Here is a 16,618-nt window from a genome sequence, read left to right on the forward strand (position 1 = left end):
GCCGCCTTGCGGCGGCCACACGGATTAAAAGGTTTCCCAGTTATCGTCCGCGCTACGTGCACCTGCGGGTTGAGCCAGCGCTTTGACTGCGGCTGGACGCAACATTTTTGGCGCTGTAGATACGTTAACGGCCTGAGCGACAAATTCTTTACCAATATTGAACACCGCAACCGACTGTTTCAGTCGACTGGCCTGATCTTCCAGTGCGGCAGCCGCCGTGGCTGACTCTTCAACCAGCGCGGCGTTCTGCTGTGTCACGCGGTCCATCTCGTTCACGGCCAGACCCACCTGGTCGATTCCGCGACTCTGTTCATCCGACGCCGAGGCGATTTCGCCCATGATGTCGGTGACGCGAGTGACGGCGTTGACGATGTTGGTCATGGTTTCGCCTGCGCTCTCCACCAGCACCGAACCGGTGTTGACGCGACTCACCGAGTCTTCGATCAGGCCTTTGATCTCTTTCGCTGCCTGGGCGCTGCGCTGTGCCAGACTGCGCACCTCACCCGCCACCACCGCAAAGCCACGGCCCTGTTCACCCGCACGTGCCGCTTCAACCGCCGCGTTGAGTGCCAGAATGTTGGTCTGGAACGCGATGCCATCGATCACACTGATGATGTCGGCGATTTTCTTCGAGCTACCGGTGATCTCTTTCATGGTGGTGACCACGCCATCCACCACTTTGCCGCCGTGCTGCGCGGTTTCAGAGGCAGTCAGCGCCAGTTGTGAAGCCTGACGGGCGTTTTCGGCGTTCTGCTTCACGGTCGCGGTCAGCTGCTCCATGCTGGCAGCCGTCTCTTCCAGAGAAGCGGCCTGCTGTTCAGTGCGTGAAGAGAGATCGTTGTTACCCATGGCGATTTCGCTGGCACCGGTGTAAATAGCGTCTGAACCATCACGCACGGTACGTACGGTATTCGCCAGCTCCTGCTGCATGTGCTGCAGTGAGGTCAGCAGTTCGCCCATCTCGTTGCGCATACTGACATCGATCTGCTGCGTCAGATCGCCACGTGCGATATGACGAATATGTTCGATGCTCTGTTTCAGCGGACGAATCAGCACGTTGCGCATACCGCTCCACACCAGCGCAATCACCAGCAGGGTCACCAGCAAGGTGCCGATCACCAGCATGATGGAGTGCTGATAGGCGCTCTCATTGGCATCAATACCCTGTTTAGCCAGCACGATGTTGTAGTTCAGCCATGCGGTGTAATCCTTTTCGAATTTATCCTGCATACCTTGCGTAGGCTGATCGACAAAGCCTTTGAAATTCCCGTTACCCAGGAAGTCAATCAGCTCGGCGAGTCCGCCGCGGAAGGCGTTGTAGTTGGCCTGCAGCGTCTTGACGTTCTCTGCGCTTTTGCCCTTCTCAGACAAATTCGCGTTGAACTCCGCAAAGGCCTGGTCAGCGGTTTTCAACTCCTCACTTGCCAGCGCGACCAGATCTTTCACGGTTGCGCCTGAGCCAGCCTGCTGGCTGTCCAGCAAATAGCGGATCCCTGCACGGTTCAGCGTGTTACGCGCCTGAACCAGCGATACCCAAGAGGTGCCCATTGCCCGTTGCAGCGTACTGAGACGCTGGTTGTAGGCAAAATTCTCTTTATCGGCTTTCACCGTGGTAAAAAACATCCCTCCGGAAAACAGCTGCAGCAAGGCAAACAGTGCCAGCACACATAACAGCCCGGAAACGACACGAATACGACTAAACATAAACACCTCATTGGTTGGCGGATCGCTCCTGTTATCGGCGTTCACAGGGGGATCTTTATGTTGTCTGCAACGGGTTGGACCAGCGGGAATTAAGGAGGATCTGGGATAAATTAAAGTGTGCCAACAGGTGAACGGACGCACCTGCGTGCGCCCGGTTAAAAACGTTTAAAATGTCTCCCAGTTGCTGTCACTCACTGGCGTGGTGACAGCTTTGCGCGGTGTACTCAGCACCGGCTGCACGCTCGGTGACGCGCGCACCACCGCAGTGGCCTGCGAGGCACGCGGCACGCGGAATACCGCCACTGACTGGCTCAAACGACTGGCCTGCTCTTCCAGCGACGCCGCAGCAGCGGCGGATTCTTCCACCAGCGAGGCATTCTGCTGCGTCACGCGATCCATCTCCGTGACCGCCTGGCCGACCTGATCGATACCGCGGCTCTGCTCATCCGACGCTGAGGCGATTTCGCCCATGATATCGGTGACACGCGTCACCGCGCCGACGATATCATTCATGGTTTCACCGGCGGTGCCGACCAGCTGCGAACCGCTGTTAACCCGATTCACCGAATCCTCAATTAAACCTTTAATCTCTTTCGCCGCCTGCGCGCTGCGCTGTGCCAGATTACGCACTTCACCGGCGACCACCGCAAAGCCGCGGCCCTGCTCACCCGCGCGAGCGGCTTCGACCGCCGCGTTCAGTGCCAGAATATTGGTCTGGAAGGCAATCCCATCGATCACGCTGATGATATCGGCGATTTTCTTCGAACTGCCTGCAATATCACTCATGGTACGCACCACGCCATTCACCACTTCGCCGCCTTTGCGTGCGGTATCAGAAGCACTGAGCGCCAGCTGAGATGCCTGACGGGCGTTCTCCGCATTCTGCTTCACGGTTGCCGTCAGCTGCTCCATGCTGGCCGCCGTCTGTTCCAGCGAAGCCGCCTGCTCTTCAGTTCGGGCGGAGAGATCGTTGTTGCCCGCCGAGATTTCGCTCGCGCCGGTAAAAATGGCATCCGAGCCATCACGCACATGACTGACGGTACGCACCAGCGACTGCTGCATCTCATGCAGGCTGGCTGCCAGTTGGGTCATCTCGTTACGCCCTTCGACGGCAATATTCTGCGTCAGATCGCCCGAAGCGATATGGCGGATATGGCCCAGCAGCTGATGCAAAGGCTGAATCAGCACCGCACGCAGACCGTACCAGCAGCCGACAATCACAAACACCACCACCAATGCCACCACCGCCAGCAGCCACATCATGGTGTGGAACGCTTGCTGGTTCTGCGCCACGCCTTCCGCCGCCAGCGCACTCTGCGCCGTGCGCCACTCTGCATAAGTGGCCTTCATCTTCACCTGTTTGGCTTCAATGTTCTGCGCAAACATGCCTTGCAGATCGTTAGCTTTCAAACGTTCCAGCATCGCTTTCAAGCCATCGTTGAAGGCGGCGTAGTCCGTTTCCAGCCGATCGCGCAGTGCGTCCGGCAAGCCTGGCGTACCCGGCAGATCGTAGTAACGCTGGTAGTGCCCGGCAGCCACATCCAGTTGCTTTTCCGTCTGTGCAATCAGCGCCTGAAGCTGGCCGCCGTTGGACTGTGCGGCCATGCTGCCCTGCATGCGCAACATCGCGCGGTTTAATACGGTACGGGTCTGGTTGAGTTCAATCCAGGCGTCGGACATCGCGCCGACGTTGTTGGTCGACGTCTGTGCCACGGCAAAAGCTTCTTTATCTTTTTGTAAGGCAGACCAGAACAATCCGCCCGACAGTAACTGCAAAGCACCAAAGACCAGCAAGACTGCGATCAGGCTGGTGACAACATTGATTCGTTTTAACATGGGTTCTCCAAAGAGTGAGGCATTTCGGCTCCCGCTGTTATCGACCGCAGTTGTTAAATTTTGAGGGGCTTTAAAGGATTTTACGAAATATAATTCTGCCAATAACTTTCTTTACAGTGTTTTATAACTAAAGAAATTGTCATTAAAAAAAATGCGCCTTTACCGGATAAACGATAAAAGCGCATTGATGTTGTTGGAATAAAAGGATATTGCGGCAGTGGGTGCGCCAGCGCACGCCACTGCAAGCGATTAAAACGTTTCCCAGTTACTGTCGCTGACCGGCGCCGTCACGGCTTTACGTGGTGCACTCAACACCGGCGGCGCGATCTGCGGATGGCGCACCACGGCAGTGGCCATGCCAGGCTGTTCGGCACGCGGCACACGGAACACCGCCACAGACTGGCTCAGACGGCTGGCCTGCTCTTCCAGCGAAGCCGCTGCCGCAGCAGACTCTTCGACCAGCGAGGCGTTCTGCTGGGTCACGCGGTCCATTTCCGTCACTGCCTGACCGACCTGATCGATACCGCGACTCTGTTCATCAGACGCTGAGGCGATTTCGCCCATAATATCGGTCACGCGGGTGACCGCATTGACGATTTCACTCATGGTTTCACCGGCGGTACCCACCAGCTGCGAACCGCTGTTGACGCGATTGACAGAATCTTCAATCAGACCCTTAATCTCTTTCGCCGCCTGGGCGCTGCGCTGCGCCAGGTTGCGTACTTCACCGGCCACCACCGCAAAACCACGCCCCTGCTCGCCAGCACGTGCCGCTTCTACCGCGGCGTTCAGCGCAAGGATGTTGGTCTGGAAGGCGATACCGTCAATCACGCTGGTAATATCAGCGATTTTCTTCGAACTCCCGGCGATATCGCTCATGGTGCGCACTACGCCTTCCACCACGTTGCCGCCCTTCTGTGCGGTTTCAGAGGCACTCAACGCCAGCTGTGACGCCTGACGGGCGTTTTCGGCGTTCTGTTTCACTGTGGCGGTCAGCTGTTCCATGCTGGCTGCGGTCTGTTCCAGCGAGGCGGCCTGCTCTTCCGTACGGGCTGAGAGATCGTTGTTACCCGCGGAGATTTCACTCGCGCCGGTGAAGATCGCATCAGAGCCGTCACGCACGTTACTGACAGTACGCACCAGCGACTGCTGCATGTCATGCAGGCTGCTCGCCAGTTGGCTCATCTCATTGCGGCCTTCAACGGTAATACTCTGGGTCAGATCACCCTGCGCGATCGACTGAATGTGGGCAATGTTAGTGTTCAATGGATTAATCAGAATGCGGCGCAGGTTCACCCAGCACAATCCAATCACCACTAATACCACCACCATGATAGCGCCCAGAATCCAGCTCATGCGGCTGAAGGCATTGGCATTTTTTTCCTGGCCTTGTGCTGCCAGCTTCGCCACATCCGCACGCCAGTCGGTGTAAGTTTTCAGGAATTTGCTCTGGCTCGGTGCCACCGGCACGCTGCCCGCTTTTGATAAATCGTTAGCAATCAGCGCATCCTGCATCTGTCCCAATGCCGTGGCGTAAGCCGCATAGCCCTCATCCAGTTGCCCTGTGAGTTCAGCATTTTGTCCCGGTGTATCCGGAATCGCTTTATAGAGTTTGAAATTATCCGCTGCTTTTTGCTGGAACTGCTTGCTGTCGTTGAACAGTCCCTCAATATCCGGCTCTTTGTTGGCCAGTTTACTGGTGGCGATACGCAACTGGATGCGCGTCAATACAACACGGCTTTGGTTGAGGCTCATATAAGCATCATTCAGCGCCGAAAGGTTTTGGCTCGCTAGCTGCGACACATTGAAGCTGGATTTGTCGTCGTTTAATGCTTTGAGAAATATTGATCCGGATATGACCTGCAGCAGGCCAAACATCAGTAGCACCACCAGCAGACTGGTGACTACGCGAATTTTTTTTAACATAGATAGCCCTGGGAAAAGTAAGTAAATGGAACGCAGTATTTATCGGCGGGCGAGGCAGGGAGTTTAATGAAAGTTGTGTGAATAAATATTGTTATTATCTGATTTTTATAGAAATTATTTCAGTGAGGGATTATCACGGGCCGATGTTGCCAGCCCGTGATTGTCGATGATTACGCGCTACGCAGCGTATCCACCAGCGCCATCTCTTCGCTGCTCAGCAGCTTCTCGATGTCGACCAGAATCAGCATACGCTCGCCCAGTGCGCCGAGGCCGGTCAGGTACTCGGTAGACATGGTTACAGCGAATTCCGGTGCCGGACGAATCTGTTCTTGCATCAGAGAGAGCACGTCAGACACGCCATCCACCACGATACCCACCACGCGGTGCTCAAGATTCAGCACGATCACCACGGTGTTTTCGTTGTATTCCACATCCTGCTGCGCGAACTTCACGCGCAGGTCGATGATTGGCACGATCACGCCACGCAGGTTAGTCACACCCTTGATGAACTCAGGAGTGTTAGCAATACGCGTTACCTGATCGTAACCCCGAATCTCCTGCACTTTGAGAATGTCGATGCCGTACTCTTCGTCACCCAGGGTGAAAACTAAGAATTCCTGGCCCACGGTTTCGCCAGCGATTTTGGTCACGGTTGCCATGTCAGTCATTTTTTTGCCCTTTATTTATCTATTACGCTGCGGCACCGGCCACACGCTTTTCACGGTTCAACGATTGCAGTGCAGAAACATCCACAATCAGCGCCACGCTACCATCGCCGAGGATGGTGGCGGCAGAAATGCCCGGCACTTTGCGGTAGTTGCTTTCCAGATTCTTCACCACCACCTGATGCTGGCCAATCAGCTGATCCACCAGCAGTGCATAACGACGGCCTGCGCTCTGCAGAATCACCACGATGCCCTGGGTCGCATCGGTTTTGGCATTCTGTACATCAAACACATTCCACAGCTCAACCAGCGGCAGGTATTCGCCACGCACTTCCAGCACGCGCTCGCCACCTGCCAGCGGTTTCAGCTCTTCAGCCGTTGGCTGCAGGGATTCCATCACCGCGTTCAGCGGCAGAATGAACACTTCATCCGCCACGCGCACTGACATGCCATCCAGGATAGCCAGCGTCAGTGGCAGCAGGATGCGAATGGTGGTGCCTTTGCCCTGCTTCGAGGAGATTTCGACGTGACCGCCCATCTCCTGAATGTTTCGTTTCACCACGTCCATGCCCACGCCACGGCCGGATACGTCAGTCACCTGCTCCGCCGTTGAGAAGCCCGGTGCGAAGATCAGCATACCGACTTCTTCATCGCTCATGCTGTCGCTGACCGGCAGGCCAGAGGACAGGGCTTTCGCCAGAATACGTTCACGGTTCAGACCGGCGCCGTCATCGATCACTTCGATGCAGATATTGCCGCCCTGATGTTCTGCTGACAGTGTCAGATTGCCCACCGCCGTTTTGCTAGAGGCCAGACGCTTCTCTGGCGTTTCGATACCGTGGTCAAGACTGTTACGCACCAGGTGCGTTAACGGATCGATAATGCGCTCGATCAGGCTCTTATCCAGTTCAGTTGAGCTACCCAGCAGCGTCAGCTCCACTTCTTTGCCCAGCTTGCTGGCCAGATCGCGCACCAGACGCGGGAAGCGGCTAAACACATACTCCATCGGCATCATACGAATCGACATCACCGACTCTTGCAGGTCACGCGCGTTACGCTCCAGCTGGCCCATGCTGTTCAGCAGGTCGCCGTGCGCCACAGGATCCAGTTCGCCAGAACGCTGTGCCAGCATCGATTGGGTAATCACCAGCTCGCCAACCAGGTTGATCAGCTGATCCACCTTCTCAACCGCAACACGAATACTGCTGGATTCGCTGGTTTTAGCCGGCGCTGCCGCACGTTTCGCTTCACGCTTGGCTGGCGGGGTGATGTCGGTTACGGTGGCGGTTTGCACCGGTGCAGGGGCTTCCACCGCAACGGCTTCGGCAGGTGCTGCTGCGTCGGCGGCCGCGCCTTCCGGGAAATGAATCTGCGCTTCATCAATAACAAAACAGAGCACCGCAACGATGTCGTCTTTTCCGACGCCATCAATGGTCACTTCTAACGAGTTGGTGCCTTTCACCACGTTGGAGACAGTGCCGAGATTACCCAGCTCCTCCAGCATCAGTTCCGGCTCTTTCTCTTTCAAATCGATCAGTTGCAGGCGTAAACCCGCGGCCGTGGCCGGGGCTGCGGCGATCTCCACCACGTCGGCCACTTTTGCCGGCTCGGGTGCGATTCCTTTGGCTTCCAGCGCCAGCTGACGCAGTGCTTCGCAGATATATTTGAAGTTTTCTGCGTTGGGTTCCTGCGCCGTTTTATAGGCATCGAGCTGTTCTTGCATAATATCTTTGGTTTCCAAAAACAGGTTGATGATGTCGGTGCTGAGCTGCATTTCGCCGCGGCGCGCACCATCCAGAATGTTTTCCAGGATGTGGGTGGTTTCCTGTAAAACCGTAAAGCCAAACGTACCGGCTCCGCCCTTAATGGAGTGGGCGGCGCGGAAGATGGCATTCAACTGCTCGGAATCGGGCTCCTGGGGATCCAATCCCAACAGGTGTTGCTCCATATCCGCTAACAGCTCATCGGCTTCATCGAAAAACGTCTGGTAAAAATCGCTGATGTCCATGCTCACGGGATCACCTCGGCTGTGAGGGTTGGTCTGGTGTCACCGCGCCTGCCGCTGGCTGCGCTGCTGGTGCAGGTGCCACCGCACTGGCCGGCGAGGCCGGAGTCGCGGTAGAACTTGCGGGTGCAGCAGATGCAGCGGGACCGGTCGGTGCGGTAATGTCGGGAATAATTTGTGCCGGGTCAGTTATCTGCGCGGCATCGCTCTCAGAGTTCTCTTTCTCAATCGCAGCCTGGGTGTCATGGTTCAACACCAGCAGACTGATACGACGGTTTACAGCATCGTTCGAACCACGATTCTTTAACTTCATGGTGTCAGCCATGCCCACTACGCGCAGCATTTTGCCCCCATCCAGTCCGCCAATGACTAATTCACGACGTGAAGCATTGGCGCGGTCTGCTGAGAGTTCCCAGTTGCTGTAGCCACGGTCGCCAGACGCATACTGAAAATCATCCGTATGCCCAGCCAGACTGATTTTGTTCGGAATATCATTCAGAACCGGCGCAATAGCGCGCAGGATGTCACGCATGTACGGCTCCACTTCTGCGCTACCGGTTTTGAACATTGGGCGGTTCTGGCTATCAATGATCTGAATGCGCAGCCCCTCCTCCACCATGTTGATGATCAGATGCGGACGCAGTGCTTTCAGACGCGGATCGGCTTCAATCAACTGGTCCAGCTTTTCGCGCAGACGATTCAGACGAATCTCCTCCAGCTTTTTCTTCTGCGCATCCATATCGACCACTTTCTTCACTTCACCGTCTTTACGCGTTGGATCATCACCGCCGCCGGGGATCGGGCTTTCGCTATCGCTGCTGCGCTGGCCACCGGTCAGCGCGACTTTCAGCGGCGTACGAAAGTATTCTGCAATCTGAATCAACTCTTTCGGGCTGGAAATTGAGAGCAGCCACATCACCATAAAGAACGCCATCATCGCCGTCATAAAGTCGGCATAGGCAATCTTCCACGAGCCGTGGCTGCCATGATGACCTTTATGTTTGCGCTTTTTAACCAGCACAATGGGGCGATTGCCTGCCTTCATGAGTTCTGATCCGAGGTTTGTTTCGCAGGATTTTTCGCGTTACGCACATGCTCTTCCAGCTCGGAGAACGACGGACGCTCAGCGGAATACAGGGTTTTACGCCCAAATTCCACGGCGATCTGCGGTGCGTAACCATTCAGACTGGAGAGCAAGGTCACCTTGACGCACTGCATCATTTTGGTGGTTTCGGCACACTTCTGACGCAGCACTGACGCCAGCGGCGAGATAAAGCCATAAGCCAGCAAGATGCCGAGGAAGGTTCCCACCATGGCGTGTGCTACCAGTGCGCCCAACTCTGCTGCCGGGCGATCGGCTGAGGCCAGTGCGTGTACCACGCCCATCACCGCCGCCACGATACCGAAGGCAGGTAAGCCATCGCCCATGGCCGATATACTTTGCGCCGGCACTTCACACTCGTGCTCGTAGGTCTCGATCTCTTCGTCCATCAGCGCTTCAATTTCAAACGCATTCATATTTCCGCTCACCATCAATCGCAAATAGTCGGTAATAAAATCCACCAACTGTTTATCGGACAAAATACGCGGATAGTTAGCAAAAATTTCGCTCTGGCTGGGATCTTCAATGTCACGTTCTAATGACAGCATGCCTTGCTGACGTGATTTCGCCATCAGGCGATACAGCAGTGCCATTAAATCCATGTATACAGCTTTGTTATATTTCGAGCCGCGCATTAACATTGGCAAGGCTTTTAATGTTTTCTTGATCGACTTGCCATTGTTGCCCACTAAAAAGGCACCAATACCGGCACCGCCGATAATAATCAGCTCGGCAGGTTGATAAAGCGCCCCCAGATGGCCACCGACCATCATATAGCCGCCCAACACGGAGCCGACGACCACGATATAACCCAGAATAATCAGCACAAAAAATCCTTACGTCCGTAACGTGTTGGTAGAAGTTAAGCCAGAGAGCCGCAGGTGTTATTCGTAAATCGTGGGCAAAAAAAAAGCAGCGGACTAAGCCGCTGCTGGATGTTTTCCACGATGCGAACAAACTTAAACGGCGCGTTTAACCTGTTCATCCAGCAGTTGTGGAAAGGTATCGGCAGAATCTGCAGAAAGTTTACGTCTTTTTACGGCACGTGATGGCGGCTGGCACAGGCTGCAAACAAAGCTGCCAACAGGCTGATGAGCGTGATTAATAAAGCTCCCGCCACAGCATTTACAGTCAGACAATTCCAGCATGCCGCTTTCAACGAATCGCACCAGGGTCCATGCACGCGTTAGCGCCAACAGCGGGCCCTCGTCCGATTGCGGACACTGCTCAAGATACAAGCGATACGCTTTGATCACCGCTTCAACACCATTGCTCAGCCCGGTTTTCAACAGGAACTGCCAGGCATTACAGAACATGGATGAGTGAATATTTTGTTCCCAGGTCATGAACCAATCGGTTGAGAATGGCAGCATGCCTTTCGGTGGTGGTGCACCACGCAGCTCTTTATACAGTTTAATCAGGCGACCACGGCTCAGCTGGGTTTCACTCTCCAGCATTTGCAGTCGTGCGCCCAACGTAATCAGCTCCATGGCCAGCTGAATATCGCGCGCTTCCTGAACAATACTTTTTTCGGTCATTAAACCGCCCTCTTCTTCGCGGAAGCATCATCTTTTGACGCGTTCCGCAGTAAACGGCTGGATAATAAAATGCCGGTGTGGATTTGCTGCAGGTCATCCACGCGTGATTCTTGAGTCAAACGATTAATATGGTTGTGATCGGTAAAGCGGAACTGGCAAACCAGTTGATTGGTTTCCGCTAATTTTACCATCTCAGGCAAGGTTAATTGCGACAATGCATCTGCCATCGATTCGTCGATGCCTAAACGAAACATTGCTGAAGCTTTTTCCTGGTTAATTAAACGCTGAGCAAGAAGCAAATATGACAGATTGATGTCATATATATGTTTTAGTAATTCTGATGTACCCATTTTTTTCCATCCTGATAGAAGCGACACATATACGGCCACAGAATTAAAAGTTCTATGGTTCGGGTTGCTGGTTGGTAAATCTAAAGATGGCAAAAAATAATCAGGCAAAGCCAACGTGTACTGAACTGTTTCACTTCCCGCCGGGACACTGATCAGTAGTAGTCAAAACTCCAGGCCAATCTTTTCTTGAGTTGTAACCATCTTCCGTGACGTCTGCTTACAGTTTTTTAAGACTAATCCGAAAACAACGCAAATCTATATCGTCTGATTTCTACATACAACGTGAGTGGTGCGAAATTTTAGATAAAGTGTGATCTGCGTCACACTTTTAAGGCAAATTTTTTCCTGGAAGCTTCAGAATTGCTTTTCTGTTGTACGTTTTTTGAGCGAATTTGAATTGTTTCGCTAATATTTCACTCTAAAAAGCCCCTGTTTAGCCTGTGTGGTCGATTGTCATGACAGCGCGATCTTTTATCTGTTGAGTTGGTTTTAAATGGCGATATGCAGCCACTTATAATCATAAAGGCAGCATAATATGCTGATTTTAGGAAAAACTATTTGCTTCTAAATTAATCACTTACAGGGAATATTGCTGAAAGGCACTACCACCATGATGATAGATAAGCGTGAAGACTGGACGCAGCGCGCCTGGGAACTGTTAGGGCTTTGTAGGGAGTGTTTAGCGAACGGCAGTGGATGTAACAGTGCGTTACATTAGTGATATGAATGAATTGGGGATTTGACGCATTGATTTGAGATAACTATCGGCCTGACCAACCAAACCTTTAGGGCTGACATGAAAAAAAAGCTTTTTTCGCGTTCAATTGCACGCTTTTTAACCAAAACGTGCGATTTTGGCTGCCGTGTCAGGCAGTTACCTCTTAAGTAAATGAAAACGATTTCGCAGGTTTAAGATGGGTAGTGAAAACGGTGCGCAGAACTGCGCACCGGAAAGCAGATTTAGGCGAGTTTCGGGAAGGTCGCGACTTTATTGGCGATACCATGATCGGCGCTGCGCGCAGGTAACGCATTTAAATCACGCAGGAAGCTTTCACGCCATTGCGTAATATCCTGCTTACGCAACACCGCCATCATGTCGTTGTAGCGTGAAATACGCTCCGTGCGCGGCATGGTGAGCGCTCTGTTGAGTGCAGCGGCCACCTCGTCACGATCGTAAGGATTAACGATCAATGCCGACGTCAGCTCATTTGCCGCCCCCGCAAAGCGAGACAGCACCAGCACGCCCGGATCGTCCGGGTCCTGCGCGGCTACGTACTCTTTCGCCACCAGATTCATGCCGTCACGCAGCGGCGTGACCAGACCCACATCGGTTAAGCGGAAGATTTTCATCAACAGGCGGCGATCAAAGTGCTGGTTCAGATAATAGAGCGGTGTCCAGCCGAGCGTACCGTACTTACCGTTAATGCGCCCCGCTTCAGTCTCTAATTGATGGCGAATATCCTGATAGGCCTGCACATCGCCACGAGACGTCGGCGCGATTTGTGAATAACGGATATTGCCGCGATGCTGCGGGAAATTCTCCAGCAGTGCCTCATAAGCCAGAAAACGCTCCGGTAATCCTTTGGAATAATCGAGCCGCTCGCTGGCAATAATGTTTTGCACATCGCCCAGCTCACGTTTCATTGCCGCCATCTTCGGTGGCAAATGTCCCTCTGCCATCTCTTTTATGCTGTCCGGTTCGATACCAATCGGATACACCTCAGTCATAAAAGTATTGCCAAAGGCACGGTGTTTCTTCTCACCTTTATTCTGCAACTGCGTCAACTGGCTCAGGCTATCGAGGAAGGCCACGCGATCGGATTCGGTCTGGAAACCCAGCAAGTCATAATCGCACAGCATCTCCAGCAGCGTCTGATGCGGTGGCAGCGCATTAAAGATTTCCGGCGTCGGGAACGGGATATGTAAAAAGAAGCCGATGCGATTATTCACACCCAGCTTGCGCAACTCGGCCGCAAACGGCAGCAGATGATAATCATGGATCCATAACACATCGTCGGGTTGCAGCAGCGGTTTCAGGCGCTGCGCCAGTAAGGTGTTCACGCGGCAATAGCCATCCCAGGCTTCACGCTGATACTGCACTAAATCCAGACGATAGTGGAAGGCAGGCCAGATAACGGTATTGGAGAACTGGCAGTAGTACTGATCGTAATCGTTCTGATTGAGCGGCAGAGAAGCATAGGTGATGCCATCCTGCTCGACTTGCGAAAGAGGCTCATCTTCCTCGCCAGAAAATTCACTGATCTCTCCGTTCCAGCCAAACCACAAGCCTCCGGTGGTGCGTAACGCGTCCAAAATGCCCACCGCAAGACCCCCTGCGCTGGCTTTGCCTCCATCCGGAATGGCGATACGGTTAGATACCACGACTAAACGACTCATAACCTTGACTCCTTACCGACGATGTCATGTTCTAGTTGTAATAATAGTTGCGCCAGCCAGTGCCATACCGCGTCAACGCTGTCGAGACGGTAGCGCGCATGGCTGGCGCCTTCTCCGACCTTGACTGAAATGCCCTGCATGGCGTTCACGGCGAGAAATCCTTTTTCATCGGTCAGATCGTCACCCACGAAGACCGGAATACGGCCAATAAAGGGGGCTTCTTGCATGAATTCACGTACCGCCGCACCTTTATCGATGCCCTGCGGCTTCAACTCCACCACGCACTTGCCCGGCTGTAGCGCCAGCGCAGGAAAGCGCATCACGGCGTCTTCTGCCAGTTGCATGATGGATTTCTCGTACTCGGGCGCGTTGCGATAGTGCAGTGCGAACGCCATGCCTTTCACTTCCAGCAGGGTGCCTGGCCATTGGTCGAGCGTTTGCTGCAGTTCGGTTTGTAGCGTTTGCGCAATATCGCCAGGCAACGAATGCCGGTGCACGTGCCCGCTGGCGTCACGGCGTTCTGCTCCATGCACGCCAGCAGCGGGCGCTTCCAGTGGCGCAACCAGCGCATCCAGTTGCGCAATCGGACGGCCCGATACCAGCGCCAGGGCGCCATGACTCAGATTGGAGATTTGTTGCAGATGCTGGCGCACCGATGCGGGGATGGAAACCGACTCGGGTTGCGATTCAATGGTCGCTAGCGTGCCGTCGACATCAAAAAAGAAGGCATAAAGACCGCCGCTGAGTGACGGCAAGGTGCTGTTCTGATTAACCGCAGGGGTCACGTCTCCTCCTGTTCATTGGGCTTTAACAGGATGTTCGAAGTCAGGCTGGGTGTTTTCAGTCCGATGTCTGGACTGAGGCGAGGAGATTGAGCCAAAAACGGGGGACTGCGATAGGTAACTCTCCACAAACGCACAACTTTATTGCCAACACAGCAACCTGACTGCGAACATCGTCAGCCTTAAGTCTAGACGGAGATCACAGTTTTGCCAGGCGCAGCGGGTTAATGCATGAGAAAAGTGTTTGTTTCAGGTCTTTGCGACGGCAAAAAATCGCCCCCTTTCCTTTTATAACGCTTCGCTTTTTTAAGACCTTAATTTTTGCCCGCCCTCTTTCCCTGATGACGCCGCATTTACCAGATTTTCCTCACTTGCATCCGCGCCGCCGATTGGCTTATGGTGCGGTTACCGCGCGATTCAAGGCGGAAAAAAGGCCGAAAAAGGCCCATATCTGCGCCAAATGGCGCTTTCAGGCAGGCATTCAGGACGATGAAAATCCGATCAAGTTCACACTTTAGCGATGTCATGGCGGGTAACAGCCTATGATCCCCCAGAGCTACAGCCAGCGCGTGCATTTCTATTACTGCATTTTGGTGGCGCTGAAGATCAATGCAAAAACGCGCAAACCCGCCGGCGTGCGCGGCAAGAATAACTTTCTGCTGAAGTGGCTGCGCAACGCGCAGAACAACACCATTTTCCACCCCGACATCACCAGCGAAATTGAGTGGCTGCGTGGCAAAATTATCAGCTCCGGGCCGGATGCCGATCTGGAGCCGATGCTGCAATACGTTTATGACACCGCCAAGCGCGCCGAAACCCTGCGGTTAGGCTCTTAGGCCCCCTTACGTAACTCTACCAGGTTGCCTAAGTATTCAACCGAATCTTTCCCGTGATGGGCCTTTCTTATGATGCGTTCTCAACCTGATAAAGAATGAGAACGGAATCATATGAAACGTAAAGCGTTAATTTTTGCTATGCCAATGCTGTTTGCTGCTGGCAGCGCTGTTGCAGCCGAAACCAGTGAAGGCTATTACGCCTCTGCAAAATATCTGCAAAGTGAACAACGTGCCAAAGAGATGGATACCAGCGCACGTCCTGGCGTGGGGCAATTTGTTGCAGGCAATGAAAAGGCACACAACGGCGCGGCAGCGCTTGCAGCCGGTTATCAATGGGGCAATGGCTGGCGCACGGAAGGCGAATATACCTTTGGTCAGAAATCCGAATTCACCAGCGGTTCATCGACTTTCACTTCCAGCTATAACCATCTGCAAACCGATGTCCAGCGCTTGATGCTGAACGTGTATCGTGACTATCAAATCGGCTATAACGTTGCGTTGTACGGCACCGCAGGCGTTGGCGTCAGTAAAATCAAAGCGGGCGGTTGGCAAGGCAATCCCTCTCGTCAGTATGCTTCAACCACGCAAAACAACCTGACCTACAGTGTCGGTGCTGGTATTAGCTACACGCCGATTGATCAGGTGAGCCTGGATCTTGGCTACCGTTATGTGGATATGGGCAAAATAGAGAGCGGATACAACACGTTCGGGAATGCTCGTGGCCTTAAAGATGAGCAAATGAAAGCGCATCTGGTGGAAAACCAGTTTGTTCTGGGAGCCCGTTATTTGTTCTGATGCCTGACGCATCCCTGCGCCTTCCCGCCGGAGGGCGCATCACTATTCTGATTCCGCACTTAGCATGTGTCGGAACCATCTCTCCCTGTTAAAGTACCCTGCTGAAAAGTCAGCGATGGAACGTTTGGCTGCACGACCATCAACAGGGACGGATAACAGGACATCTTACATGAATTTCACCATACGCAAGGCTCAGGCCGAGGACGCGGAACTGCTTCATCAGCTGGGACGCATGACCTACAGCGCGCATTTCAAACATATGTGGGTTTCAACCGACGAAATGGATGCGTTTATCGATAAAGAATACGGCCTGACGGTGCTGCAGAGCAGCCTCGCGGCAGAAAACGAGAGCTGGCTGATCGCCGAGACCGATCACCCAGTAGGTTTTGCCAAGGTCACCTGGAATACACCGGTTCCTGATTCCGGCATGACGGGCGCCATGTTGAATAAGCTCTACCTGAATCCCGATCAGACCGGTAAGAACTTCGGCAAAATCATGTTCCAAAGCATCATCAATGAAGCCCGTGAGAAGCAGGAAGGTTACATGTGGCTGGAAGTGATGGCTGAAAACGTGCGTGCACGTAAATTTTGGGAAGCCTTTGGCATGCAGCACATCAAAGACATCCCGTTCGTTACCGCCTCGCAGCGCAGCACGCTGCAAATTTTGGGTATGGTGATTTAA

At 53.7% G+C, this 16,618-nt stretch carries 15 protein-coding genes; 4 read left to right on the top strand and 11 right to left on the bottom strand.

Annotated elements, in window-relative coordinates; genetic code table 11:
- Window positions 1-24: 24 nt before the first annotated feature.
- The 11 genes from ACCW76_RS02000 to otsB all read right to left on the bottom strand — a co-directional run bounded on the left by ACCW76_RS02000 (window position 25) and on the right by otsB (window position 14,308).
- A complete protein-coding gene (locus ACCW76_RS02000) occupies window positions 25-1,704 on the bottom strand; it encodes a methyl-accepting chemotaxis protein (RefSeq protein WP_436337591.1) in 1,680 nt (559 codons plus the stop codon).
- A 165-nt stretch (window positions 1,705-1,869) separates the two neighbouring features.
- Complete coding sequence (locus tag ACCW76_RS02005) at window positions 1,870-3,540, bottom strand: methyl-accepting chemotaxis protein (RefSeq protein WP_436337592.1); 1,671 nt, start codon at window positions 3,538-3,540, stop codon at window positions 1,870-1,872.
- A gap of 249 nt (window positions 3,541-3,789) precedes the next feature.
- Window positions 3,790-5,466, bottom strand: coding sequence for a methyl-accepting chemotaxis protein (locus tag ACCW76_RS02010; RefSeq protein ID WP_436337593.1), 1,677 nt, complete (start codon window positions 5,464-5,466; stop codon window positions 3,790-3,792).
- A gap of 170 nt (window positions 5,467-5,636) precedes the next feature.
- Window positions 5,637-6,134 (bottom strand): chemotaxis protein CheW, encoded by a 498-nt coding sequence (gene cheW, locus ACCW76_RS02015; protein WP_034821837.1) that lies wholly within the window; start codon window positions 6,132-6,134, stop codon window positions 5,637-5,639.
- Window positions 6,135-6,156: 22 nt separating this feature from the next.
- Window positions 6,157-8,139, bottom strand: a complete 1,983-nt coding sequence (cheA, locus tag ACCW76_RS02020) for a chemotaxis protein CheA (protein WP_436337688.1) — start codon at window positions 8,137-8,139, stop codon at window positions 6,157-6,159.
- Window positions 8,140-8,149: 10 nt separating this feature from the next.
- The gene (gene motB, locus ACCW76_RS02025; protein WP_038647414.1) at window positions 8,150-9,181 is read right to left on the bottom strand and encodes a flagellar motor protein MotB; all 1,032 of its coding nucleotides are present in this window, start codon (window positions 9,179-9,181) and stop codon (window positions 8,150-8,152) included.
- Window positions 9,178-10,065 carry a flagellar motor stator protein MotA gene (gene motA, locus ACCW76_RS02030; RefSeq protein WP_034821846.1) on the bottom strand — a complete coding sequence of 296 codons (888 nt, stop codon included), beginning with the start codon at window positions 10,063-10,065 and terminating at the stop codon, window positions 9,178-9,180. Before motA ends, motB begins: the two co-directional genes overlap by 4 nt.
- 132 nt (window positions 10,066-10,197) lie before the next feature.
- The gene (flhC, locus tag ACCW76_RS02035) at window positions 10,198-10,776 is read right to left on the bottom strand and encodes a flagellar transcriptional regulator FlhC (RefSeq protein ID WP_034821849.1); all 579 of its coding nucleotides are present in this window, start codon (window positions 10,774-10,776) and stop codon (window positions 10,198-10,200) included.
- The gene (gene flhD / locus ACCW76_RS02040) at window positions 10,776-11,126 is read right to left on the bottom strand and encodes a flagellar transcriptional regulator FlhD (protein WP_034821852.1); all 351 of its coding nucleotides are present in this window, start codon (window positions 11,124-11,126) and stop codon (window positions 10,776-10,778) included. Before flhD ends, flhC begins: the two co-directional genes overlap by 1 nt.
- Before the next feature lie 960 nt (window positions 11,127-12,086).
- Window positions 12,087-13,523, bottom strand: coding sequence for an alpha,alpha-trehalose-phosphate synthase (otsA, locus tag ACCW76_RS02045; protein ID WP_436337594.1), 1,437 nt, complete (start codon window positions 13,521-13,523; stop codon window positions 12,087-12,089).
- The gene (otsB, locus tag ACCW76_RS02050; RefSeq protein ID WP_045834241.1) at window positions 13,520-14,308 is read right to left on the bottom strand and encodes a trehalose-phosphatase; all 789 of its coding nucleotides are present in this window, start codon (window positions 14,306-14,308) and stop codon (window positions 13,520-13,522) included. The genes otsA and otsB overlap by 4 nt, the downstream gene beginning before the upstream one ends.
- A 224-nt stretch (window positions 14,309-14,532) precedes the next feature.
- Here otsB and ACCW76_RS02055 point away from each other — a divergent pair, with 224 nt between their 5' ends.
- The 4 genes from ACCW76_RS02055 to ACCW76_RS02070 all read left to right on the top strand — a co-directional run bounded on the left by ACCW76_RS02055 (window position 14,533) and on the right by ACCW76_RS02070 (window position 16,618).
- A complete protein-coding gene (locus ACCW76_RS02055) occupies window positions 14,533-14,823 on the top strand; it encodes a hypothetical protein (protein ID WP_045813939.1) in 291 nt (96 codons plus the stop codon).
- Window positions 14,824-14,847: 24 nt separating this feature from the next.
- Window positions 14,848-15,141, top strand: coding sequence for a hypothetical protein (locus ACCW76_RS02060; RefSeq protein ID WP_234465340.1), 294 nt, complete (start codon window positions 14,848-14,850; stop codon window positions 15,139-15,141).
- A gap of 111 nt (window positions 15,142-15,252) precedes the next feature.
- Window positions 15,253-15,936: an outer membrane protein gene (locus ACCW76_RS02065; RefSeq protein WP_436337595.1), complete on the top strand. Its 684-nt coding sequence runs from the start codon at window positions 15,253-15,255 to the stop codon at window positions 15,934-15,936.
- Between the two features lie 169 nt (window positions 15,937-16,105).
- The gene (locus tag ACCW76_RS02070; protein ID WP_034821865.1) at window positions 16,106-16,618 is read left to right on the top strand and encodes a GNAT family N-acetyltransferase; all 513 of its coding nucleotides are present in this window, start codon (window positions 16,106-16,108) and stop codon (window positions 16,616-16,618) included.

Origin of the sequence: Pantoea sp. C8B4 (genome assembly GCF_051336905.1) — a bacterium.
Lineage (GTDB): Bacteria > Pseudomonadota > Gammaproteobacteria > Enterobacterales > Enterobacteriaceae > Pantoea > Pantoea rwandensis_B.